This window comes from Actinoplanes sp. NPDC051470, assembly GCF_040682035.1.
GTDB lineage: Bacteria > Actinomycetota > Actinomycetes > Mycobacteriales > Micromonosporaceae > Actinoplanes.
On the sequence record NZ_JBFBAA010000042.1, the window covers coordinates 1 to 21873 of the forward strand.

Here is a 21873-nt window from a genome sequence, read left to right on the forward strand (position 1 = left end):
TCGGTGACCCCGAGGTGCACGGCGATGTCGGGCACGGTGGGGCTGCGGCCGAGGGTGTGGGTCAGGGTGGCGTTGGCCTCGGTGATCGCCAGGCGGAGTTCCTGCAGGCGGCGGGGTACGCGGATGGACCAGGTGCGGTCGCGGAAGTGGCGCTTGATCTCGCCGATGATGGTGGGGATGGCGTAGCCGGCGAAGTCGACGCCGCGTTCGGGGTCGAACTTGTCGACGGCTTTGATCAGGCCGACGTTGGCGGTCTGGATGAGGTCGTCGGTGGGCTCGCCGCGGCCGGAGTAGCGGTGGGCGAGGTGGCGGGCCAGCGGCAGCCACGCCTCGATCGCCCGGTCTCGAGCAGCGGCCCGTTCCGGGCCCGCCGGTACGGCCACCATGACCGCTAAAAGCTGGGCTGGTTCCTCACGTACGGTGATCATGGGGTGGTCCTCCATCAGCGAGCAGAGAGCCGTGCTCGCACGCGGCGACCGTTCAGACTTCCTACGCTAGCCGGTCGGTCGAGTCCTGACCAGCCGAAAGTATGAGTGACGTTCCGTGACTAATCACCCAGTCGAGGAACTGATCCGGAGGTAGCGGACGGGACAGCAGATAGCCCTGGACGACGTCGCACCCCTCGGTCGCGAGGTACGCGTACGTCTCCTGGTCCTCCACCCCCTCGGCGACCACCTGGAGGTCCAGGGCGTGCCCGAGCTGCACCGCCGAGCGGACCACCGCGCGGTCCCGGTGGTCGGTGGCGCTGCGCTGCACGAACGACTTGTCGATCTTGACCTCGTGGATGGGCAGCTGACGGAGCCGGCCCAGCGACGAGTAACCGGTCCCGAAGTCGTCGATGGAGAGCTTCACGCCCAGCGCGTGCAGCCTTTCGATGGTGGCCGAGCTGCCCGCCGGGTCGGTCAGGATCGTGCCCTCGGTGATCTCCAGCGTGAGCCGGTGCGGCGGGTTGCCGGTCTGCGCCAGCAGCAGCGCCACCGTCTCCGGCAGCTCGGCGTCGAGCAGGCTGTTCGGCGAGAGGTTCACCGCCACGTCCAGGTCGTAGCCCTGGCGTGCCCAGCCGGCCCGGCGGCGCAGGGCCAGCTCGAGCACGTGCAGGGTGAGCGGGCGGATCAGGCCGCTGTGCTCGGCCAGCGGCACGAAGACGTCCGGCGCGATCGGGCCCAGCTTCGGGTGGTGCCAGCGGGCCAGCGCCTCGGCGCCGATCACCCGGCCGGTGCGCGGCTCGACCTTGGGCTGGAAGGCCACCACCAGGTCGCGGCGCTCGATCGCGTCGCGCAGGTCGGTGATCAGGGCCAGCCGCTCGGCGCTGTGCCGGTCCGCGCCGGGGTCGTAGACGCGCGGGCCGCTGTGGTTGTCCTTGGCCGCGTACATGGCCACGTCGGCCTGCCGGATCAGGGTCTGCGCGTCGTCGCCGTGCTGCGGCGCCAGCGCGAGCCCGATGCTGGCCCGGGCGGTGACCGTGACCGGGTCCATCCGGACGCCGCGCTCGACCACGGCGCCTAGCTCGGCGGCCGCCGCCACGGCCGCCTCGGCGCTGCCCGAGGTGGGCAGCAGCACCGCGAACTCGTCGCCGCCGAGCCGGGCCACCACCCCGCGGCCGGCCAGGTGCGCGCTCAGCCGGTCGCCGACCTCGCGGAGCAACCGGTCGCCGGTGTCGTGGCCGAGCGCGTCGTTGATCTCCTTGAACCGGTCCAGGTCGAGCAGCATCACGGCCACGCCGGCGCCGTCCGCCCGCGCCTCGGTCAGGGCCTCGTCCAGCAGCTGCTGGAAGTAGCGCCGGTTGGGCAGGCCGGACAGCGGGTCGTGCAGCGACAGGTGCTGCTTCTCCTCGACCTCGCGGCGCAGCCGGTCGACCAGGTCGGCGCGGCCCAGCGCGGCCGAGGCGTGGTTGGCCAGCGCCCGGAACAGGGTGAGCCGCTCGGGGCCGAACGGGTCGCTGTCCGACATGCTGCCGGAGACCACGAGCACGGCGCGCTCGCCGACCGGTCCGATCGGAACCGCCATCCCCTGGTCGGCCAGCACCGGTTCCCCGGCGGTCAGGGCCGGCCGCAGCCAGGCGTCGTCGGCCGGCCAGCCCAGCTCGGTCACCGTCGTGGTGGCCGGCCCGCGCAACGCGTGATGCCGCAGCACGCCGTCCTCGTTCGGCACGACCAGCTCGGCGTTCTCCGCCCGCAGCACGTCGCGGAGCAGCCCGAGGACCTCGTCGAAGCAGGTCGTCGACCCCGCGGGCGCTGTCCAGGGCGCTGGTGAACGCGTACAGCTGCTGCACCTCGGCGTTGCCCTGGCCCAGCCGGTCGTACGCCCGGTAGGCCAGGAACAGCACCACCGCGACCACCGCGACCAGCGCCAGCGCCCACCGGTCGTCGATCGCCGCGGAATAGCTGACCAACGCGGTCGTGGTGGTCACGGCGACCATCCAGACGCTGCGCAGCGCGGCCGGCAGCCGGCGCCACTCCCCCGGGTCGTCGTGCATGGCGATCACGGCGGTGAGCAGCACCGCCGCCACCACGTCGGCGATCACCATCGCGGCGTACGCGCCCAGCCAGCTCCGCAGGTCGAGGCCGTCGGCGAGGGCGTGCGGGGCGACCGCGGCGAACACCAGCACCGCCACGGCCGCCTGCACGGCCAGCAGCGCCACGTTGAACGCCAGCTTGGCGCCGCGCTGCCGGCGGAGCAGCCGCAGCCCCAGCCCGCCGGCCAGGGCCCGGGTCACGATCACCGTGACCGGGTCGAAGGCGAGCAGGCCCAGGACCATCGGGAACTCGCTCAGGTTGATCGCGTGCGCGCCCCGCCTTACGCGTAGGTAGACCGTGAAGCCCTCGGTCACCGCGAAGAGCGCGCTCAGCACGAGCAGCCACCACGCCCCGCCCGGCAGGATCGGCGCGGTCACGCCGCCCCGGGCGAGGACAGCCGTCACCGCGGCGGCGGCCACGGCCATCACGGCCGTGAGCGCGCCGACCCGGAACGACGGGCTGCCTACTGCCATAGCGCTCCCGACCAGTCCGCCGAGGCCCAGCTCCGGCCGGCCCACGACCGGCCGGCCCAGCTACGGCCGTTCCACTGCGCGTCGGCCCACGAGCGGCCGGCCCAGGTCGACCCGGCCCAGGAGCGCCCGGTCCAGGCCACCGACGACCACGTACGCTGCCCGGACACGTCCGTGCCGAACGCGCCGCCGGTCCACCGGGTGCCGTTGAACGAGCCGTCCCGCCAGCTGTTCTGGGTCTTCGAGGCGAGCGCCCAGGTCGGCGCGACCCAGGCCCGGCCGAAGATGTCCCTCTCGCCGCTGAGCTCCACGTCGTTGGCCGGGTCGTAGACGTGCACGCCGCCGCGCGACCGCTCGAGCGAGCCGAGCCCGGTGGCGGCCACGTTGACCTGCGGGGCGCTGGACGGCTTCTTCGTCACCGCGGCGGCCGCGACGTCGATCTGGCCGTTGCCGCCGGCGTACGCGTCGGCGCCGGTGATCGGATTGGCCGTGGCCATCAGGAGACGCTTGACCTGGTCCGGGGAGAGGTTGGGGCGCTGCTGGAGGAGCAGGGCCACGGCGCCGGAGACGACCGCGGCGGCCTGCGAGGTGCCGCTGCCGCGGATGAACCGCTGGGCCGGGTCGGCGGTGGTGCTCAGCCGCGCGGCCGGGTAGGTCCGGTCGACGTATGAGCCGGGCACCCGCAGCGAGACCACCGAGCGGCCGGAGGCGAGCACGTCGGCGTGCCGGCCGGCGTTGCCGCGGTTGCTGAAGTCGGCGACCACGTCGTCGGCCCGGGCCTCGGTGCCCCTGGCGTCGGCGGCGCCCACCGCGATCACGTCCGGGTCGGCGGCCGGCATGGTCAGGCTGTTCGCGGCGAAGCCGTCGTTGCCGGCCGAGACGACCACCACGATGCCCTTGCTCCAGGCGTTCTCCACCGCGAAGGCCAGCGGGTCCAGGGCCGTCGACTGGGTCGACCCGGTGCCGAAGGACAGGTTCAGCACCCGGATGTTCATGCCCTTGTCGTCGCGGTGCGCGACGACCCAGTCGATCGCGGCGATCACCTGCGAGACGTCGCTGGCGCCGTCGGCCGACGCGACCTTGAGACTGACCAGGTGAGCGCCGGGGGCGACGCCGGCGAAGCGGGTGGCGCCGGGCGCGCTCGCCGGGTCGCTGCCGGCGATGATGCCGGCCATGTGGGTGCCATGACCGTACGTGTCCAGGTGTCGCAGGTTCGGCGCCTGCGACTCGAACGACAGGTCGGGCCCGTTGATCACCTTGCCCGGCGCGTTCAGGCCGGGCACCGGGGAGACCCCGGAGTCGATCAGCGCCACGCCGACGCCCGCGCCGGTCAGCTTGACGCCGGCCGGCCCGCTGCCGACGTCCGGGTCGGCCTTGTCCGCCTTGTCGCCGCCGGCGCCGCGGATCACCGGCGCGAGCAGGGTGCTGCCGACCTGGTTGAGCCAGCCTTCGCCGGACATCAGCCGGACCGGAGCCGCCGCCGCGCCGGTCGCGGCGGCGGCGTTCGCCACCCCGACCGGCCCGGTGGCCACTCCGGCACCGAGCGCCAGGGCCACGGCGAGACCGCCGGTGGCGGCTGTTCCTAGGGGTCGGGCCCGCATGGGTCTCCTCACGCCGTCGATACTGTGCGGGGTCCCTGATCGGTGGGTGTCGGCGGGACTGAACCGAAATGCGCCCGCGTGATTGCCGGGCGTCCGGTCGTGGTACACAGCATCAGCGACAATCCGCACGGCAGACGGGACAGACATGGCCATCCTCGGCATCGACATCGGCGGCTCGGGCGTGAAGGGCGCACCGGTCGACACGGTTGCCGGAGAACTGCTTGAGGAACGGCACCGGGTGCCCACCCCGCAGCCGTCCGACGTCAGCGCCGTGATCGACGCGGTCGCCGAGGTGGCCGACCGGTTCCCGGGGTACGAGCGGGTCGGCATCACCTTCCCCGGCGTGGTCGTCGACGGCGTGACCAAGACCGCGGCCAACGTCGACAAGTCCTGGCTCGACGCGCCCGCCGCGCAGCTGTTCGCCGACCGGCTGGGCGCGCCCACGACGGTGCTGAACGACGCCGACGCCGCCGGCGTGGCCGAGGTGGCCTTCGGCGCCGGCCGCGGCCAGCGCGGGCTGATCATGATGCTGACCTTCGGCACCGGCATCGGCAGCGCGCTGTTCCTGGACGGCACGCTGATCCCGAACACCGAGTTCGGCCACCTCGAGCTGGAGGGCTTCGACGCCGAGGCGCGCGCGGCCGACCGGGCCCGCGAGGTCGAGGACCTGAGCTGGGAGCGGTGGGCCGGCCGGGTGCAGACCTACCTGCGGCACGTGGAGATGCTGCTGTCGCCGCGGCTGTTCGTGATCGGCGGCGGCGTCTCCAAGAAGTCCGACAAGTTCTTCCCGCTGATCGACATCAAGACGCCGCTGGTGCCCGCGACTCTGCTGAACAACGCCGGCATCATCGGCGCGGCGGTGACCGCCCAGCTGGCCGCCACCCCGGTACCGACAAGGAGCTGAGCACCACATGCCACGCACCGCCGCCACGAACACCAAGGTCTCGCGGGCCGAGCTGGAAGACTTCATCCGGCCGCGGCACCACGCGATCCTGATGACCACCCGCCGCGACGGGCGGCCGCAGTCCTCGCCGAACACCTGTGGGCTGGACACCGAGGGCCGGATCGTGATCTCGACCTACCCCGAGCGGGCCAAGGCGATGAACGTCCGGCGCAACGCCCAGGTCTCGGTCTGCGTGCTGTCCGACGACTTCGGCGGCGCCTGGGTCCAGGTCGACGGGACGGCCGAGGTGATCGACCTGCCCGACTCGGTCGAGCCGCTGGTCGAGTACTTCCGGGTGATCTCCGGCGAGCACCCCGATTGGGACGAGTACCGCCAGGCGATGCGGGACCAGGGCAAGTCGCTCATCCGGGTCACGATCGACGCCTGGGGCCCGATCGCGACCGGCGGCTTCCCGGCCCGCCTGGCCGGCTGACAACCAGCCAGTGCTGAGCTACCACTGGTGTAGCTCTACGCGACCTTGGCCTCGACGCCGAGCAGGTAGTAGAGGTCGTCGCGGTGCATGTCGGCGACCGGCTCGAGCAGGTCCGGGTGGCGCATCAGCACGGTGGCCGCCCGGTCCTTGTCGTCGGGGCTGATCAGCTTGCGGAACTCGCCGCCGCGGCGGGCGTGCGGGCGTGGCCGGCCCTCGGGCACCGGCATGGCGGCGACCACGGCGTCGACCGCGCGCCGGGCCAGCATGGGGTCGGCCAGCAGGCAGGCGGCCCAGCTCACCACGACCTCGTCGACCCAGGTCCGCCAGCCCTCGTCGGCGGCGAAATCGTCCTCCGGTTCGGAGCCGGCCCGCCAGTCGAGCAGCGCTGAGCCGCCCGGCCCGGCGATCGCGACCAGCGCGGCGTCGATGACGGTCGGGTAGCGCAGCCACGCCGCGACGGTGGCCGCCTGGCGGGCCTGGTGCTCGGCGCGGGCGTGCGCGGGACCGTCGGAGGCGGCCGGCGGGTACGCACGGGCCAGCCAGTGGGCGCTCGCCGCGATCACCGGCGACAGGTCGCTGGAGGCTCCGGACACGGGTGATCCCCTCGTCGGCGCGCGCCGGGACCGGCCCGCGTCATGACTCACCACTCGGCGGGGCGGGCCCGGGCTTGAGCAGGGTCACCTCGATGGCACCGCAAGGCAACCGGAGCGCAACGGTGGCCGCCGAGACCGCCTCGGGCCTGGTCGAGCCGCGGCCCGGCCCGGCGGCGGATCGGCCCATTGGTCGCCGGCCCGGAATAGGAGGGTTTCGCCATCGGCGCGAAGCCCCTCCTCGATGAGCCCGCGTGACCGCCCTCCGGTAGGTTGAGACTGTCGCGGGCGGTCTGTTTGCGAACGCTCCACTACGGAGAAGTTCCTGTTAACCCCCGCATCCGTCACGGCCATTCTGATTACGGTGGAGATCATGACCGGACGCTTTCCGATCGAGGACGTCACCCCGTCCGTTTCCTGCGGCCGCTACCCCGCCAAGGCAGTGGTGGGCGAGCTCGTCCCGGTCTCCGCGGTGTCCTACCGCGAAGGGCACCACGCGCTCGGCCTGAACGTGGTGTGGCAGGGCCCGGGCCGGCACAACGAGCCGTTCACCCGCATGCGGCCGGGCACGCCCGGCCTCGACGAGTGGCACGCGGTGATCAAGCCCGACGCGGTCGGCCGCTGGACCTTCACGGTCGAGGCGTGGGACGACCCGTACCTGACCTGGCGCAACTTCGTGGTCAAGAAGATCGGCGCCGGGCAGGGCGTCGAAGACCTCGCCAACGACCTGGCCGAGGGCGCCGACGTGCTCGACCTGGCCGTGAAGATCGTGCCCGAGCACGACCAGGAGCTGGTCCGCGAGGCGGCCGCCGCGCTCCGTGACGACCAGCGGTCGCTGTTCTCCCGGGTCTCCCCCGCGCTCGACCTCGAGACGCTGCTCTGGGACCACCCGGTCCGCCAGCTGGTCACCACCACCCGGTCGTACGCGATGTGGGTCGATCGTGAGCGCGCGCTGTTCTCGTCGTGGTACGAGTTCTTCCCCCGCTCCGAGGGCGCCGAGATCGGCCCGGACGCCACCCCGATCAAGCACGGCACGTTCAAGACCGCGGCGAAGCGGCTGCCCGCCGTCGCCGCGATGGGCTTCAACGTCGTCTACCTGCCACCGATCCACCCGATCGGGAGGATCAACCGCAAGGGCCGCAACAACACCCTGGTCGCCCGGCCCGAAGACGTCGGCTCGCCGTGGGCGATCGGCTCGGACGAGGGCGGCCACGACGCGGTCCACCCCGAGCTGGGCACCCTGGACGACTTCCGCGACTTCATCCAGGAGGCGCACGACCACGGCCTGGAGATCGCGATGGACCTGGCGCTGCAGGCGGCGCCCGACCACCCGTGGCTCAAGACCAACCCCGAGTGGTTCACCACGCGCGCCGACGGCACCATCGCGTACGCCGAGAACCCGCCCAAGAAGTACCAGGACATCTACCCGCTGAACTGGGACAACGACTACCGGGGCCTGCGCGACGAGGTGCACCGCGTGGTCATGCACTGGGTCCACCAGGGCATCCGGATCTTCCGGGTCGACAACCCGCACACCAAGGCGCTGAACTTCTGGCAGTGGCTGATCGCCAAGGTCAAGGACGAGGAACCGGACGTGCTGTTCCTGGCCGAGGCGTTCACCCGGCCGGCCATGATGAACGGGCTCGGCAAGATCGGCTTCACGCAGTCGTACACCTACTTCACCTGGCGGACCACCGCCTGGGAGATGAAGCAGTACATGCAGGAGCTGCTCGCGTCGATCGACTGGATGCGGCCCAACTTCTGGCCCAACACGCCCGACATCCTGCCGCCGCACCTGCAGACCGGCGGCCCGCCGATGTTCAAGATTCGTACCGTGCTGGCCAGCATGCTCTCTCCGTCATGGGGCATGTACTCAGGGTTGGAGCTGTTCGAGCACGTGCCCCGGCCCGGCGCCGAGGAGAACATCGACAACGAGAAGTTCGAGCTCAAGCCGCGCGACTACGCCGCCGCCGAGCGGGCCGGCCGGTCGCTGGCGCCGTTCATCACCCGGCTCAACCAGATCCGGCACCAGAACCCGGCACTGCGGCGGCTGCGCAACCTGCGCTTCCACGAGGTCGACAACGACTCCCTGCTGTGTTTCTCCAAGCGCGACGAGGAGACCGGCAACACCGTCCTGGTCATCTGCTCGTTCGACTCGACGAACGTGCAGTGGGGCAACACCGTGCTGGACATGCCCGAGCTGGGCCTGGACTGGCACGACCGGTTCGAGGTGACCGACCAGATCTCCGGCGCGTCCTACGAGTGGGGGCAGCACAACGCGGTCCGGATCGACCCTTACGTCGAGCCCGCCCACGTCTTCGTCGTGCACCGGCGCGACTAGTTTCGGTTGAGATTCAGCGGTTGGGGTAGGTGGAGCAACAATGGACCTGACGGAAGACCTGGGCCCGATCGCGGACCACGATCCGAGCGATGGCAGCCACGTCGAGGACGGCGTGGTCGAACACCCGAACGCGGACGACTTCGAGCACGCGCGCGTCCTTCCGGCCGACCGGACCTGGTTCAAGCGCGCGGTGTTCTACGAGGTGCTGGTCCGGGCGTTCTACGACTCCAGCTCGGACGGCTCCGGTGACCTGCGCGGGCTCATCGAGCGACTGGACTACCTCCAGTGGCTCGGGGTCGACTGCCTGTGGCTGCCGCCGTTCTACCAGTCGCCGCTGCGCGACGGCGGGTACGACATCAGCGACTTCTACCGGGTGCTGCCCGAGTTCGGCACGGTGGAAGACTTCGTGGCGCTGCTCGACGCGGCCCACAAGCGCGGCATCCGGGTGATCACCGACCTGGTCATGAACCACACCTCCGACCAGCACGCGTGGTTCCAGGAGTCGCGGCGCGACCCCGACGGGCCGTACGGCGACTACTACGTCTGGTCCGACACGTCGGACAAATACCAGGACGCCCGGGTCATCTTCGTGGACACCGAGGAGTCCAACTGGACCTTCGACCCGATCCGCCGGCAGTTCTACTGGCACCGGTTCTTCTCGCACCAGCCCGACCTGAACTACGACAACCCCGACGTGCAGAACGCCATGCTCGACGTGCTGCGGTTCTGGCTCGATCTGGGCATCGACGGGTTCCGGCTGGACGCCGTGCCGTACCTGTTCGAGCGGGAGGGCACCAACGGCGAGAACCTGCCCGAGACGCACGCCTTCCTCAAGCACTGCCGCAAGGTGATCGACGACGAGTTCCCGGGCCGGGTGCTGCTGGCCGAGGCCAACCAGTGGCCGGCCGACGTGGTCGAGTACTTCGGCGACGCCAAGACCGGCGGCGACGAGTGCCACATGGCGTTCCACTTCCCGCTGATGCCACGCATCTTCATGGCGGTCCGCCGCGAGTCCCGCTTCCCGATCTCGGAGATCATGGCCCAGACGCCGGCCATCCCCGACATGGCGCAGTGGGGCATCTTCCTCCGCAACCACGACGAGCTCACCCTCGAGATGGTCACCGACGAGGAACGCGACTACATGTACTCGGAGTACGCCAAGGACCCGCGGATGAAGGCCAACGTCGGCATCCGACGCCGGCTGGCCCCGCTGCTCGAGAACGACCGCAACCAGATCGAGCTGTTCACCGCGCTGCTGCTGGCCCTGCCCGGGTCGCCGGTCCTCTACTACGGCGACGAGATCGGGATGGGCGACAACATCTGGCTCGGTGACCGCGACGGGGTACGCACCCCGATGCAGTGGACCCCGGACCGCAACGCCGGGTTCTCCACCGCCAACCCCGGACGGCTGTATCTTCCGGCCAACCAGGACCCGGTGTACGGCTACCAGGCGGTCAACGTGGAGGCCCAGCGGGACAGCTCGACCTCCCTGCTGAACTGGACGCGGACCATGCTCGCGGTCCGCCGCCGGCACGACGCGTTCGCCACCGGCACCTTCCGTGAGCTCGGCGGGTCGAACCCCTCGGTGCTGGCGTTCCTGCGCGAGGACGGGGACGATGTGGTGCTCTGCGTGAACAACCTGTCCCGGTTCCCGCAACCCATCGAACTGAATCTGCAGCACTGGGCCGGATACACCCCGGTGGAGCTGACCGGGCACGTCAACTTCCCCCGCATCGGGCACCTGCCATATCTCCTGACGCTCCCGGGGCACGGCTTCTACTGGTTCCAGCTCTGCGGGTCGGAGGAGAAGCAATGACGCTGCCCTACGCCGAGTGGTTGCCGGAACAGCGCTGGTACGCGGGCCGCGGCCGGACCCTGGTGTCGGCCGAGCCGGCCTCGACCACCGCATTGCGCGACGACCTCGACCTCGTGCTGATCGACACCCGGTACGCCGACGGCAGCTCCGACCTCTACCAGGTGCTGGTGTCCTGGGCCGTGGGCCCGATCGTGGAATACAGCGCGGTCGCCACCATCGGCTCCGACGGCGAGCGCACCGGCTACGACGCGCTCTACGACCCCTCGGCCGCGCAGTACCTGCTGTCGCTGATCTCCTCGGGCCAGACCGTCGGCGACATCACCTTCCAGCCCGAGCCCGGCGTGACGCTGCCGGTCGACGCCTGGCCGCGGGTCTTCGACGCGGAACAGAGCAACACCAGCGTGATCTTCGAGGAGCGGGCCATCCTCAAGATCTTCCGGCGGGTGCAGCGGGGCATCAACCCCGACGTCGAGCTCAACCGGGTCCTCGCCCGGGCCGGCAACCCCCACGTCGCGGCGCTGCTGGGCTCGTTCGACGCCGGTGACGCGCCGCTCGGCATGGTCACCGCGTACGCGTCCAACTCGGCCGAAGGCTGGGCGATGGCCACGGCCAGCGCCCGCGACCTGTTCGCCGAAGACGCCGAACTGCACGCCGACGAGGTCGGCGGCGACTTCCAGGGCGAGTCCTACCGGCTCGGCGAGGCGGTCGCGTCGGTGCACGCCACGCTCGCCGCCGAGCTCGGCACCAGCGAGCTGCCCTTCCCGGTCGAGACGCTGCTGGCCCGGCTGAGCGCCAACGTCGCGGCCGTCCCCGACCTGCGCTCGGCCGCGCCGGCCATCGAGGAGCGGTTCCGCAAGCTGACCGGTGAGCACGTCACCGTGCAGCGCGTGCACGGCGATCTTCACCTCGGGCAGGTTCTGCGTACGCCCGCGGCCTGGCTGCTGATCGACTTCGAGGGCGAGCCGGGCCAGCCCCTGGACGAGCGCCGCGCCCCCGACTCCCCGCTGCGCGACGTGGCCGGCGTGCTGCGCTCGTTCGAGTACGCCGCCTACCAGCTGCTGGTCGAGAACAACGGCGACGACGAAGGTCTGGCCGCCCGGGCCAAGGAGTGGGTGGCACGCAACCGCGCCGCGTTCTGCGACGGGTACGCCGCGGCCAGCGGTGCGGATCCGCGCGCGCAGGGACCGTTGCTCACCGCCTACGAACTCGACAAGGCCGCGTACGAGGCCGCGTACGAATCCCGCCACCGCCCTGGATGGGTGCGCATCCCGTTGCGCTCCATCGCGCGGCTGGTCGGCTGAACCGCCCCTTTAAGGAGAGTCATGACCCTGCAGCCGAGCACGCCGTCCACCGCCGCCGACCCGCGCGCGATGAACGCGGTGATCGCCGGGGACACCCACGACCCGCACGCGATCCTGGGCGCGCACCCGGCGGGCGGCAACACCGTGATCCGTACGCTGCGCAAGGGCGCCAAGGAGGTCACGCTGGTGACCGGCGGCGAGCGGACGCCGATGGTCCCGGTGCACCCGGACGGCATCTTCGCCGCCGAGGTGCCCGGCACGGTGCTCGACTACCGGGTCGAGGTGGACGGCCAGGAGCACGACGATCCGTACCGCCACCTGCCCACGCTGGGCGAGCTCGACCTGCACCTGATCGGCGAGGGCCGGCACGAGAAGCTGTGGAAGGTGCTCGGCGCGCAGCCGCGCGACGCCGGCGTGGGGTTCGCGGTGTGGGCGCCGGGCGCGCGGGGCGTGCAGGTGGTCGGTGACTTCGCCGGGTGGGGGCCGTACGACGGGTGGCCGATGCGGTCGCTCGGCTCCAGCGGCGTCTGGGAGCTGTACGTGCCGAACGCGCGGTCCGGCACCAAGTACAAGTACAAGATCCTCGGCCGCGACGGTGTCTGGCGTGAGCACGCCGACCCGCTGGCCCAGCACACCGAGGTGCCGCCGGCCACCGCGTCGGTCGTCTGGGAGTCGACCTACGAGTGGGCCGACACCGAGTGGATGTCCGAGCGCGCCACCCGGCAGTGGCACCAAGAGCCGATGAGCGCGTACGAGGTGCACCTCGGCTCGTGGCGGCCCGGCCTGTCCTACACCGAGCTCGCCGACCAGCTCACCGAGTACGTGGTCGAGATGGGCTTCACGCACGTCGAGCTGATGCCGGTGATGGAGCACCCGTTCGGCGGCTCGTGGGGCTACCAGGTCACCGGCTACTTCGCGCCCACGTCCCGGTTCGGCACGCCCGACGAGTTCCGCCACCTGGTCGACAAGCTGCACCAGGCCGGCATCGGCGTGATCCTCGACTGGGTGCCCGCCCACTTCCCCAAGGACGAGTGGGCGCTGGCCCGGTTCGACGGCAGCCCGCTGTACGAGCACGGCGACTGGCGGCGCGGCGAGCACCCCGACTGGGGCACGTACGTCTTCGACTTCGGCCGCAAGGAGGTCCGCAACTTCCTGGTGGCCAACGCGGTCTACTGGTGCGAGGAGTTCCACGCCGACGGCCTGCGGGTCGACGCGGTCGCCTCGATGCTCTACCTGGACTACTCGCGCAAGGACGGCGAGTGGACGCCCAACCAGTACGGCGGCCGCGAGAACCTCGACGCGATCAGCTTCCTGCAGGAGATGAACGCGACCGTCTACAAGAACAACCCCGGCGTGATCACCGTCGCCGAGGAGTCCACCGCCTGGCCCGGCGTCACCCGCCCCACCCACCTGGGCGGCCTCGGCTTCGGCTTCAAGTGGAACATGGGCTGGATGAACGACACCTTGTCCTACATGGAGAAGGAGCCGATCTACCGGCAGTGGCACCACCACCAGATGACCTTCGCCACCGTGTACGCCTGGAGCGAGAACTACATCCTGCCGATCAGCCACGACGAGGTGGTGCACGGCAAGGGCTCGCTGACCGGCAAGATGCCCGGCGACCAGTGGCAGAAGCTGGCCAACACCCGGGCCATGCTCGGCTTCATGTGGTCGTTCACCGGCAAGCAGCTCGTCTTCATGGGCGCCGAGATGGGTGACGAGCAGGAGTGGAGCGAGGAGCGCGGGCTGAACTGGGACCTGCTCGCCGACCCGTCCCGCGGCGGTGGGGTCCGGCGGCTGGTGCAAGACCTGAACGCCGTCTACAAGCGGGTGCCGGCCCTGTGGACGCAGGACACGTCGCCGAGCGGGTTCCGCTGGATCACGTCCGAGGACAGCCAGCACAACACGTTCTCGTTCCTGCGCTTCTCCCCGAGCGGCGACATGCTGGCGGCGATCGTCAACTTCGCCGCCGTCCCGCACGAGGGCTACCGCATCGGCCTGCCCCGGCCCGGCGTGTGGCGCGAGGTGATCAACACCGACAGCACGCTCTACGGCGGCTCCGGGGTCGGCAACCTGGGCGAGGTCCACGCCGAGGAGGTCCCCTGGCACGGCATGAACGCCAGCGCGGCCCTCCGGGTGCCGCCGCTGGGCGCCGTCTGGCTGCACTTCGAGGGCTGAGAGCTTCTTCCCGGCCCCTTTAGCGGGGCCCTGTGGTGATCATCTCCACTGTAGAGTCGGGCCGATGCAGGTCCGGTTGATCGATGAACGGTCCGATCCCTCGCAGTTGACGCGTCTCTACGACAAGGTGATCGCGCCCAGTTTCGCGCCGGCCGAGCGCGAGCCGGTGGAACGGCTGGCCTCGGCGCTGGCGGCGGGATCGCTGCGCGGGGCGGTCGCGGTCGATCCGTCCGGCGACGAGGTGGGGTCGCTCTTCCTGGAGTGGTACGCCGACATCCGCGCGGCGCTGCTCTGCTATTTCGCGGTACGCCCCGACCTGCGCGGCCGTGGCATCGGCCGGCAGCTCATCCAGGTGGCGGCGCCGCGGTGGCGAACGGAGTTGCGCCCTCACGTGGTCTACGCCGAGGCCGAGGACCCCGGGTTCCACGGTGGCGTGGCCGACTACGGCGACGGGGATGCGCGGCTGCGGCTGTACGCCGGGTTCGGCGCCCGCCGCCTGCCGCTGCGCTACTTCCTGCCCGAGCTGATGCCCGGCCAGGGCCGCCTCCCCCACCTGCTGCTGCTCCTGGTCGAGGCCGACGACTCGGTGCGCCCGACACCGGACACCATCCGGGGCGACGCGGTCGAGGCCTTCCTGAGCCGCTACTTCGCCCGCCAGGAGGGCCCGCCCCGCCCCGACGACACCGACCTCCAGTCCCTGCTCGACTCCTGCCGCGGCGACCTCCAGCTGCACGACCTCAGTCAGTGAGCTTCCCGAGGAACCTCGTCGTCACGGTGGTCGAGTGGAGCTTGCGAACCGTGGCCTCGAACTCGGGGCGCGGCTTGCGGCAGGCGTCGACCGGAACACCCGGGCGAACATAACGCCCCTGCTCGTCCAGGAGGACCATCCACGGCACCTCGTGCCCCTCCAAGGTGCAGAGCCGCCCGTCGGTCGGCTTCTCGTCCGGCAGCCGCAGGGCCGGGAGCAGGGTGCTGAGGTCGGTGACGCTCTGCTCGATCGCCACCCGGTCGTAGCCGCCGTTGGCCCGCTTCTGGGAGCCGATCGTGCAGACCCTCGCGGACACCGGCCGGAACGTGTCGTCCAGCTTCGGCAGCTTCAGGGCGTCCGATCCGTCAACGAGGCGCAGGGCGGGCTCGGGTGGAGGCGGGCAGCCCTTCCACAGCGGCCGATCGACCGGAAGCCCCTCGGGCCGCGCCTTCACCCCCGGCGCTCCGGACGGCTGACTGCCCGCCGCGGGCCCGCCCGTCCCCGGCCGGCCACTCACCCCGGGCCGGTCACCCGCCTCGGGATTGTCGTCCGCCCCGGGGCTGGTGCAGCCCGCGGCCAGCAGCAGGGTCGCGGCGAACAGGGACGTGATCCGGCCGATCATGTGGTCCTCCGATCCTCGGTGGCCGTTCGACCACACCGGGACCGGTTCGGTTCCGTGGTTTCGGGGTGACCACTCACGCAGAATGAAGCGCGGCCGGCTCGTCATGGACGCGCCAGCGGCCAGAGCCGGTCGTGCGGCCTCGGCGGGAGCGACGGTCGGCGCCACCCACCGAGGCACGACATCCAGCTCTTGACCTTGCCTTTAGTCCTTCGCCAGCCCCGCGCGGCGCAAGGCTTCCGCCATCTCGCTGTTCACCGGCTGCCCACCTTGACGCTGACCACCTTGGCCGCTCTGACCGCCGCGCTGACCGCCCTGGCCGCCCTGACGCTGACCGCCGCGCTGACCGCCTTGACCGCGCTGGCCGCCTTGACCGCCGCCCTCGCGGGGCCCCCGCTGACCCCCCGGGCCGCCGCGCTGACCGCCTTGACCGCCGCCCTCGCGTGGAGCGCGCTGACCGCCACCACCACCACCGCCGCCGCCCTCGCGCTGTGCCGGCTTGTCCTGGAGGCGCATGGTGAGCGAGATCCGCTTGCGCGCCTCATCCACCTCGACCACCCGAACCTTCACCACATCGCCCGATTTGACCACCTCGCGGGGATCCTTGACGAACGTGTCGGACAGCGCCGAAACGTGGACCAGCCCGTCCTGGTGGACGCCGACGTCGACGAACGCCCCGAACGCGGCCACGTTCGTGACCACGCCCTCCAGGATCATGCCCGGCCTCAGGTCGGCGATCTTCTCGACGCCCTCGGCGAACGTGGCCGTGACGAACTGCGGGCGCGGGTCGCGGCCCGGCTTCTCCAGCTCCTTGAGGATGTCGGTGATCGTCGGCAGGCCGACCGTGTCGGTGACGAAGTCGGTGGGCTTGATGCCGCGCAGCAGCGACCCGTTGCCGATCAGCGTCTTCATGTCGGTGCCGGCCGACTGGAGGATCGTGCGGACCACCGGGTACGACTCGGGGTGCACCGACGACGAGTCCAGCGGGTCGTCGCCGTCGGGGATGCGCAGGAAGCCGGCGCACTGCTCGAACGCCTTCGGGCCGAGCCGGGCCACCTTCCGCAGGTCGTCCCGGGAGCGGAAGCGCCCGTTGGTGTCGCGGTGCAGCACGATGTTCTCGGCCAGGCCGGCGCCGATGCCGGAGACCCGGGTGAGCAGCGGCGCCGACGCGGTGTTCACGTCCACACCGACCGCGTTCACACAGTCTTCGACCACCGCGTCCAGCGAGCGGGACAGCTTCACCTCGGACAGGTCGTGCTGGTACTGCCCGACGCCGATCGAGCGCGGGTCGATCTTGACCAGTTCGGCCAGCGGGTCCTGCAGGCGGCGGGCGATCGACACCGCGCCGCGCAGGGAGACGTCCATGCCGGGCAGTTCCTGGGACGCGTACGCGCTGGCCGAGTAGACCGACGCCCCCGCCTCGGACACCACGATCTTGGTGAGCTTCAGGTCGGGCTGGAGCTTGATCAGGTCGGCGGCCAGCCGGTCGGTCTCGCGGGAGGCGGTGCCGTTGCCGATGGCGATCAGGTCGACGTGGTGTTCCTTGGCCAGCTTGGCCAGGATCGCCAGCGAGGCGTCCCATTTGTTCTGCGGCACGTGCGGGTAGATCGTGGACGTCGCCACGCACTTGCCGGTCCCGTCGACCACGGCCACCTTCACGCCGGTGCGGAAGCCCGGGTCGAGGCCCATCGTGGCGCGGGTGCCGGCCGGCGCGGCGAGCAGCAGGTCACGCAGGTTCGACGCGAAGATGCGGACGGCCTCGTCCTCGGCCGCCTGCCACAGCCGGACGCGCAGGTCGGCGCCCAGGTGGATGAGGATGCGCGTACGCCAGGCCCAGCGCACCGTGTCGGCCAGCCACTTGTCGCCCGGCCGGCCCTGGTCGACGATCCCGTTGCGGCCCGCGATGGAGGCCTCGTACGAGCGGTCCTCCTCCTCGGGCGAAGCCGCCGGGTCCATGGTGAGGTCGAGGACCTCCTCCTTCTCGCCGCGGAACATGGCGAGGATCCGGTGCGACGGCAGCTTCGGGAACGGCTCGGCGAAGTCGAAGTAGTCGCTGAACTTGGCGCCCTCGGTCTCCTTGCCCGCACGAACCTTGGCCGCCAGCCGCCCCCGCGTCCACATACGTTCCCGCAGCTCACCGATCAGGTCGGCGTCCTCGGCGAACCGCTCGATCAGGATCGCCCGGGCGCCGTCCAGCGCGGCCTGCGCGTCGGCCACCCCCTTGTCGGCGTCGACGAACGCGGCCGCCTCGTCCGGCGGGTTTCGGTTCGGGTCGCCGATCAGCAGCTCGGCCAGCGGCTCCAGCCCCGCCTCACGGGCGATCTGGGCGCGGGTGCGGCGCTTGGGCTTGTACGGCAGGTAGATGTCCTCGAGCCGCGCCTTGGTGTCGGCCTCGAGGATCTGCGCCTCGAGCGCGTCGTCCAGCTTGCCCTGCGACCGGATCGAATCGAGAATCGCCGCGCGCCGTTCCTCCAGCTCACGCAGGTAGCCGAGCCGCTCCTCGAGGGTGCGCAGCTGCTGGTCGTCCAGGGTCCCGGTGACCTCCTTGCGGTACCGGGCGATGAACGGCACGGTGGCGCCCCCGTCAAGCAGGTCGACCGCCGCGACCACCTGGTTCTCCCGAACCCCGAGCTCTGTAGCGATGCGCTGATGAATACTGGTCGTCACGGTGGGATTGTCGCTTAGGCGGGTACGCGTTGTCGCGCCGCCCCGCCCCCCACACCCAAGATCACTTCCTCGTCCGACGCCACTTCAAGATCAAGAGCAATATGTCGTGCCTGGGTGGGTGGTACAGACCGCTGCTCCCGCCGAGGTCGGTCCGGGCGGCCGCACGCTCCGCTTCCGCGGCCGCCCTCCCTGCAACGTGAGTGAGTGGTCACGCCCGCCGCTGACGCGGCCCCCCGGCCTTGCGCGCCGTCGCGTGGCTGACCACGCTTCCCGATCGCGACCGGTCACTCGCTGCGGGCGGTTTCCGGGCCGGTCATGCGTTCGAGCAGGGGCAGCGTGGAGGCGATGATGCCCAGGCAGGCCGCCAGGCCGACCACCACGATGACGTAGTACTCGGCGTCGGGGGCGATCAGCGTGTAGTCCATCTGGGCGCGGAGGAAGAGCTGGGCCGCCAGGAAGCCCATGCCGATCGCCACCACGGCCACGGTCAGCATCGGGACGACGCTCTCCAGGGCCACCACCCGGCGCAGCACGCTGACCGGCACGCCGCTCAGGCGCAGCAGGCTGAACGGGCGCTTCCGCTCGGTCAGGCCGCCGGCCACGCTCACCGCGAGGCTGCACCCGGCCAGCCCGAGGCTGGCGATGATGATGACGTCGGCCAGTTGCTTCCAGCCGCTCAGCTGGTCGGTGAGGGTCGACTCGAACTCGCCGGGGGCGTTCGCGGCCACCCAGAAGTCCGGGAACGCGAGCGAGAGCACGGTGCGCGCCCGTTCGCGTGGGGCGGCCGAACCATCCGTGCCGACCACGATGGACACCACCGGCAGCTTCGCCACCGCGGCCGAGGTGAGCGGCGCGGCGGGCCAGACACGGGTGGCGGAGGCCGACTCGCGCCAGGGAATGAAGTTGCCCGCCACGACGGCCACGTCGGTGCCGGCCGCGCACCGCCCGTACACCGCCGGGATGTCGGCGCAGGCGATCACGCCGGCCTCGCCGCCCTGCACCGGGTTGGAGTGGATCTTCGTGACGGTCCGCACGCCGGGGATCGCGCGAAGCTCCGCCATCAGGGTGTCCGGGACGGTGGGTGGTTCCTCGTAGAAGGCGGTGGACAGGGTGGCGGCGTCGGTCGAGCCGCGCCGGGCCGGGCCGCGCTCCGCGACGATCGTGGTGATCACGCCGACGGCGACGCTGGTCACGAACAGGGCGAGCATGATGCCGCTGATCGCGCGGAAGCCGGCCTTCGGGTTGTCGGCGAGGCGCCGGGCGGCGATGAGCGTGGCGGGGTGGCGGGCCCGCCGGGCCATCAGGCGGGCGCCGGCCATGGTGAGCCACGGCCCGGCCAGCAGCAGGCCGGTCATGACGAGCAGGAGGCCGGGCAGGAAGATGGCGGTCTGCCCGCCCGAGGTCTCCGGCTTGCGGCCGATCGCGAAGGTCAGCAGGGCGATCCCGAGCACCAGCGGGGTCAGGCGCCAGGCCCGCGGCGGGCGCGGGGTGACCCGCCGGGTGACGCCGAGCGGAGAGATCCGTACGCGGGTCAGCGAGACCCACGCCGCCAGCGCCGCGCCGGCCGGCACCCCGATCGCGACCACCAGCACGTCCAGCGGGCGCAGGGACATGTCCGAGGGGAAGAACGGGTCGCCGGTGAACGGGATGCCGGCGAGCCGGCCGCGGAACGCGTAGAACAACGCGAAGCCGAGGACCACGCCGGCCACCGCGGCGAGGGCCGCCTCGGTCGCCGCGATCACCGAGATCTGCCGTGGCGTGGCGCCGACGAGCTGCATCGCCGCGAACCGTTGCTCCCGGCGCGCGGCGCTGAGGCGGGTGGCGGTGCCGATGAAGATGAGCACCGGGAACAGCAGGCCGCCGGCGATGACGCCGAGGATCAGGTCGACGACGGTCTCGGGCAGGGCGGGCGGCTGGTCGCCGACGGTGGCCAGCCGCCGGGCGTGCGGCAGCTTGGCGACCTGGTCCGGAGTGCCACCGACGATGACGAGCAACGAGTCCGGTGACGCCAGCGTGTCGTTGCCGATGACGCCGAGGTTCTGGCCCGGGTAACGGTCGCCCAGTTGGCCGGGCGGCGCCGTGGCCAGGAGCCGGGCCAGCGCCGGTGAGGCGTAGAACTGTCCCGGCCGCGGTGTCACCGGGATGCCGGCCGGGGTCGGTGAGCCGGGGCCGGTGGCGGCGACGTCGACCCGGGTGATCAGCTCGCCGTCGTGGAAGTCCTCGCGGGTCGACCACCACAGCGGTTCCGCCACGTCGCCCGCCGGCTGCGTCGGGTAGAGCGCGGCGTACCGGGTGAGCTGGGAGTTGACCGCGTTGACGCCGGCCAGCGTGACCAGCAGCAGGCCGGCGCCGACGGCGACGGCGAGCGCGATGACGACCAGGCGGGTGAGGGCCTCGCGACCGCCGGAGACGGCGAGGCGGACACCGAAGCGGATCATGAGGCGATCCGGTCGGCCGCGATCACGTGACCGTCGCGCACGATGACCTCGCGATCGGCGTACGCGGCGACCCGCGCCTCGTGGGTGACCAGGACGACCGTCGTACCCTGCTCCCGGGCCGTGCCCACCATCAGGTCCATCACCTGCTCGCCGGTGAGTGAGTCGAGCGCGCCGGTCGGCTCGTCGGCGAACAGCACCCGCGGCTCGGCCACCAGCCCCCGCGCCAGCGCGACCCGCTGCGCCTGACCGCCGGAGAGCTCACCGGACCGGCGCTGCTCCAGGCCCTCGAGGCCGAGCCGCGCGAACCAGCCGCCCGCCCGGCGCAGCGCCTCGGCCCGTTTCACGCCGGCCAGCAGCAAGGGCAACGCCACGTTCTCGACCACGGTCAGCTCGGGCACCAGCTGCCCGAACTGGAACACGAACCCGAAGCGTTCCCGGCGCAGCACGCTGCGCCGGGACTCGGACATGGTGTCGACCCGCTCGCCGCCGGACCACACCTCGCCCGAGCCGGGCACGAGGATCCCGGCCAGGCAGTGCAGCAGCGTCGACTTGCCGGACCCGCTCGGGCCCATGATGGCGAGGATCTCGCCCTGCTCGACGGAGATGCTCGCCCCGCGCAGCGCCGGGGTCGCCCCGAACGAGAACACCACCTCACGTGCCTCCACCGCGATCGTCACGGCCGGACCACCTTCCGCAGAGCGTCGAGCCGGGCGCTGGTCGCCTCGATCCAGCGCAGGTCGGCCTCCAGGTGATAGAGGCCGTGATCGGCGAGCATCACGTCGACGAGCCCACCGGCCCGCTTGATCTCGGTCAGCTCGCGCATCCGCTGCAGGTGGGCGCGGCGCTGGGTGTCCAGGTATTCCTCGGCCGGGCGGTCCAGCATCAGCGCCAGCGCCACCTTGGTGAACAGCAGGCTCTGCAGGTGGGGCTCCGGCTCGACCGCCTGGGTCAGCCACTGGTCCACATCGGTCGCGCCGACGTCGGTGATGACGTACTGCTTGCGGTCCGGCCCGACGCCCGGGCCGACCTCGCTGATCACCACCTTGCCGTCCCGGGCCAGCCGGCTCAGCGTCGAGTAGACCTGCCCGAACGGTAGCGGCTTGCCCCGGCCGAAGTAGGTGTCGTAGGCGCGCTTGAGGTCGTACCCATGGCTGGGCTCTCGATCGAGCAGGCCGAGGAGGGTGAGGGGAACACTCATGCCGGCGACCATAC

The 21873-nt window shown here is 71.6% G+C and carries 17 protein-coding genes; 8 read left to right on the plus strand and 9 right to left on the minus strand.

The annotated features are described in order from the left end of the window. Both AB0M54_RS42800 and AB0M54_RS42805 read right to left on the minus strand, forming a co-directional pair. Positions 1-386: sigma-70 family RNA polymerase sigma factor (locus AB0M54_RS42800; RefSeq protein ID WP_364478189.1), on the minus strand; the 386-nt coding region annotated here is incomplete at its 3' end. Positions 387-489: 103 nt separating this feature from the next. Then, positions 490-2181, minus strand: a complete 1692-nt coding sequence (locus AB0M54_RS42805; RefSeq protein WP_364478192.1) for an EAL domain-containing protein — start codon at positions 2179-2181, stop codon at positions 490-492. 218 nt (positions 2182-2399) lie between these two features. On the opposite strand from AB0M54_RS42805, the gene AB0M54_RS42810 reads away from it, so the two are divergent. Then, positions 2400-2810, plus strand: coding sequence for a hypothetical protein (locus tag AB0M54_RS42810; protein WP_364478195.1), 411 nt, complete (start codon positions 2400-2402; stop codon positions 2808-2810). Positions 2811-2979: 169 nt separating this feature from the next. Here the strand turns inward: AB0M54_RS42810 and AB0M54_RS42815 are convergent, their stop codons facing one another. Next, positions 2980-4587 (minus strand): S8 family serine peptidase, encoded by a 1608-nt coding sequence (locus AB0M54_RS42815; RefSeq protein ID WP_364478198.1) that lies wholly within the window; start codon positions 4585-4587, stop codon positions 2980-2982. Between the two features lie 145 nt (positions 4588-4732). Here AB0M54_RS42815 and ppgK point away from each other — a divergent pair, with 145 nt between their 5' ends. Beyond that, the gene (gene ppgK / locus AB0M54_RS42820; protein ID WP_364331618.1) at positions 4733-5491 is read left to right on the plus strand and encodes a polyphosphate--glucose phosphotransferase; all 759 of its coding nucleotides are present in this window, start codon (positions 4733-4735) and stop codon (positions 5489-5491) included. 7 nt (positions 5492-5498) lie between these two features. Next, positions 5499-5963: a PPOX class F420-dependent oxidoreductase gene (locus tag AB0M54_RS42825; protein WP_364331621.1), complete on the plus strand. Its 465-nt coding sequence runs from the start codon at positions 5499-5501 to the stop codon at positions 5961-5963. Between the two features lie 35 nt (positions 5964-5998). On the opposite strand, the gene AB0M54_RS42830 is transcribed toward AB0M54_RS42825, so the two are convergent. Beyond that, positions 5999-6556: a hypothetical protein gene (locus AB0M54_RS42830; RefSeq protein WP_364478201.1), complete on the minus strand. Its 558-nt coding sequence runs from the start codon at positions 6554-6556 to the stop codon at positions 5999-6001. Between the two features lie 370 nt (positions 6557-6926). Here AB0M54_RS42830 and AB0M54_RS42835 point away from each other — a divergent pair, with 370 nt between their 5' ends. The 5 genes from AB0M54_RS42835 to AB0M54_RS42855 all read left to right on the plus strand — a co-directional run bounded on the left by AB0M54_RS42835 (position 6927) and on the right by AB0M54_RS42855 (position 14937). Further along, entirely contained in the window at positions 6927-8894 is a 1968-nt protein-coding gene (locus AB0M54_RS42835) for an alpha-1,4-glucan--maltose-1-phosphate maltosyltransferase (RefSeq protein ID WP_364478204.1), read from the plus strand. A 40-nt stretch (positions 8895-8934) separates the two neighbouring features. Continuing rightward, the gene (treS, locus tag AB0M54_RS42840) at positions 8935-10710 is read left to right on the plus strand and encodes a maltose alpha-D-glucosyltransferase (RefSeq protein ID WP_364331629.1); all 1776 of its coding nucleotides are present in this window, start codon (positions 8935-8937) and stop codon (positions 10708-10710) included. Next, complete coding sequence (locus tag AB0M54_RS42845; RefSeq protein ID WP_364331631.1) at positions 10707-12011, plus strand: maltokinase; 1305 nt, start codon at positions 10707-10709, stop codon at positions 12009-12011. Before treS ends, AB0M54_RS42845 begins: the two co-directional genes overlap by 4 nt. 69 nt (positions 12012-12080) lie before the next feature. Beyond that, positions 12081-14189 (plus strand): 1,4-alpha-glucan branching protein GlgB, encoded by a 2109-nt coding sequence (gene glgB / locus AB0M54_RS42850; RefSeq protein WP_364478317.1) that lies wholly within the window; start codon positions 12081-12083, stop codon positions 14187-14189. A 64-nt stretch (positions 14190-14253) separates the two neighbouring features. Continuing rightward, positions 14254-14937, plus strand: coding sequence for a GNAT family N-acetyltransferase (locus tag AB0M54_RS42855; protein ID WP_364331634.1), 684 nt, complete (start codon positions 14254-14256; stop codon positions 14935-14937). On the opposite strand, the gene AB0M54_RS42860 is transcribed toward AB0M54_RS42855, so the two are convergent. From AB0M54_RS42860 to AB0M54_RS42880, 5 genes are all read right to left on the minus strand, one after another. Beyond that, positions 14927-15559, minus strand: coding sequence for a hypothetical protein (locus AB0M54_RS42860; protein ID WP_364478207.1), 633 nt, complete (start codon positions 15557-15559; stop codon positions 14927-14929). The two genes, AB0M54_RS42855 and AB0M54_RS42860, sit on opposite strands and share 11 nt — an antisense overlap. A gap of 201 nt (positions 15560-15760) precedes the next feature. After that, a complete protein-coding gene (locus AB0M54_RS42865; protein ID WP_364478210.1) occupies positions 15761-18223 on the minus strand; it encodes a Tex family protein in 2463 nt (820 codons plus the stop codon). Between the two features lie 284 nt (positions 18224-18507). Further along, complete coding sequence (locus tag AB0M54_RS42870) at positions 18508-20661, minus strand: FtsX-like permease family protein (protein WP_364331642.1); 2154 nt, start codon at positions 20659-20661, stop codon at positions 18508-18510. After that, a complete protein-coding gene (locus AB0M54_RS42875; protein ID WP_364478213.1) occupies positions 20658-21338 on the minus strand; it encodes an ABC transporter ATP-binding protein in 681 nt (226 codons plus the stop codon). The genes AB0M54_RS42870 and AB0M54_RS42875 overlap by 4 nt, the downstream gene beginning before the upstream one ends. Continuing rightward, positions 21335-21859 (minus strand): PadR family transcriptional regulator, encoded by a 525-nt coding sequence (locus tag AB0M54_RS42880; protein ID WP_364331647.1) that lies wholly within the window; start codon positions 21857-21859, stop codon positions 21335-21337. The genes AB0M54_RS42875 and AB0M54_RS42880 overlap by 4 nt, the downstream gene beginning before the upstream one ends. Positions 21860-21873 lie beyond the last annotated feature (14 nt).

What these genes read in the sequence shown, in the direction of transcription:
- AB0M54_RS42815 (WP_364478198.1), bottom strand. Translation starts at nt 4,587, where the DNA reads ATGCGGGCCCGACCCCTAGGAACAGCCGCCACCGGCGGTCTCGCCGTG.
- ppgK (WP_364331618.1), top strand. Translation starts at nt 4,733, where the DNA reads ATGGCCATCCTCGGCATCGACATCGGCGGCTCGGGCGTGAAGGGCGCA.
- AB0M54_RS42835 (WP_364478204.1), top strand. Translation starts at nt 6,927, where the DNA reads ATGACCGGACGCTTTCCGATCGAGGACGTCACCCCGTCCGTTTCCTGC.
- AB0M54_RS42880 (WP_364331647.1), bottom strand. Translation starts at nt 21,859, where the DNA reads ATGAGTGTTCCCCTCACCCTCCTCGGCCTGCTCGATCGAGAGCCCAGC.
- glgB (WP_364478317.1), top strand. Translation starts at nt 12,081, where the DNA reads ATGAACGCGGTGATCGCCGGGGACACCCACGACCCGCACGCGATCCTG.
- AB0M54_RS42860 (WP_364478207.1), bottom strand. Translation starts at nt 15,559, where the DNA reads ATGATCGGCCGGATCACGTCCCTGTTCGCCGCGACCCTGCTGCTGGCC.
- AB0M54_RS42845 (WP_364331631.1), top strand. Translation starts at nt 10,707, where the DNA reads ATGACGCTGCCCTACGCCGAGTGGTTGCCGGAACAGCGCTGGTACGCG.
- AB0M54_RS42855 (WP_364331634.1), top strand. Translation starts at nt 14,254, where the DNA reads ATGCAGGTCCGGTTGATCGATGAACGGTCCGATCCCTCGCAGTTGACG.
- AB0M54_RS42870 (WP_364331642.1), bottom strand. Translation starts at nt 20,661, where the DNA reads ATGATCCGCTTCGGTGTCCGCCTCGCCGTCTCCGGCGGTCGCGAGGCC.
- AB0M54_RS42825 (WP_364331621.1), top strand. Translation starts at nt 5,499, where the DNA reads ATGCCACGCACCGCCGCCACGAACACCAAGGTCTCGCGGGCCGAGCTG.
- treS (WP_364331629.1), top strand. Translation starts at nt 8,935, where the DNA reads ATGGACCTGACGGAAGACCTGGGCCCGATCGCGGACCACGATCCGAGC.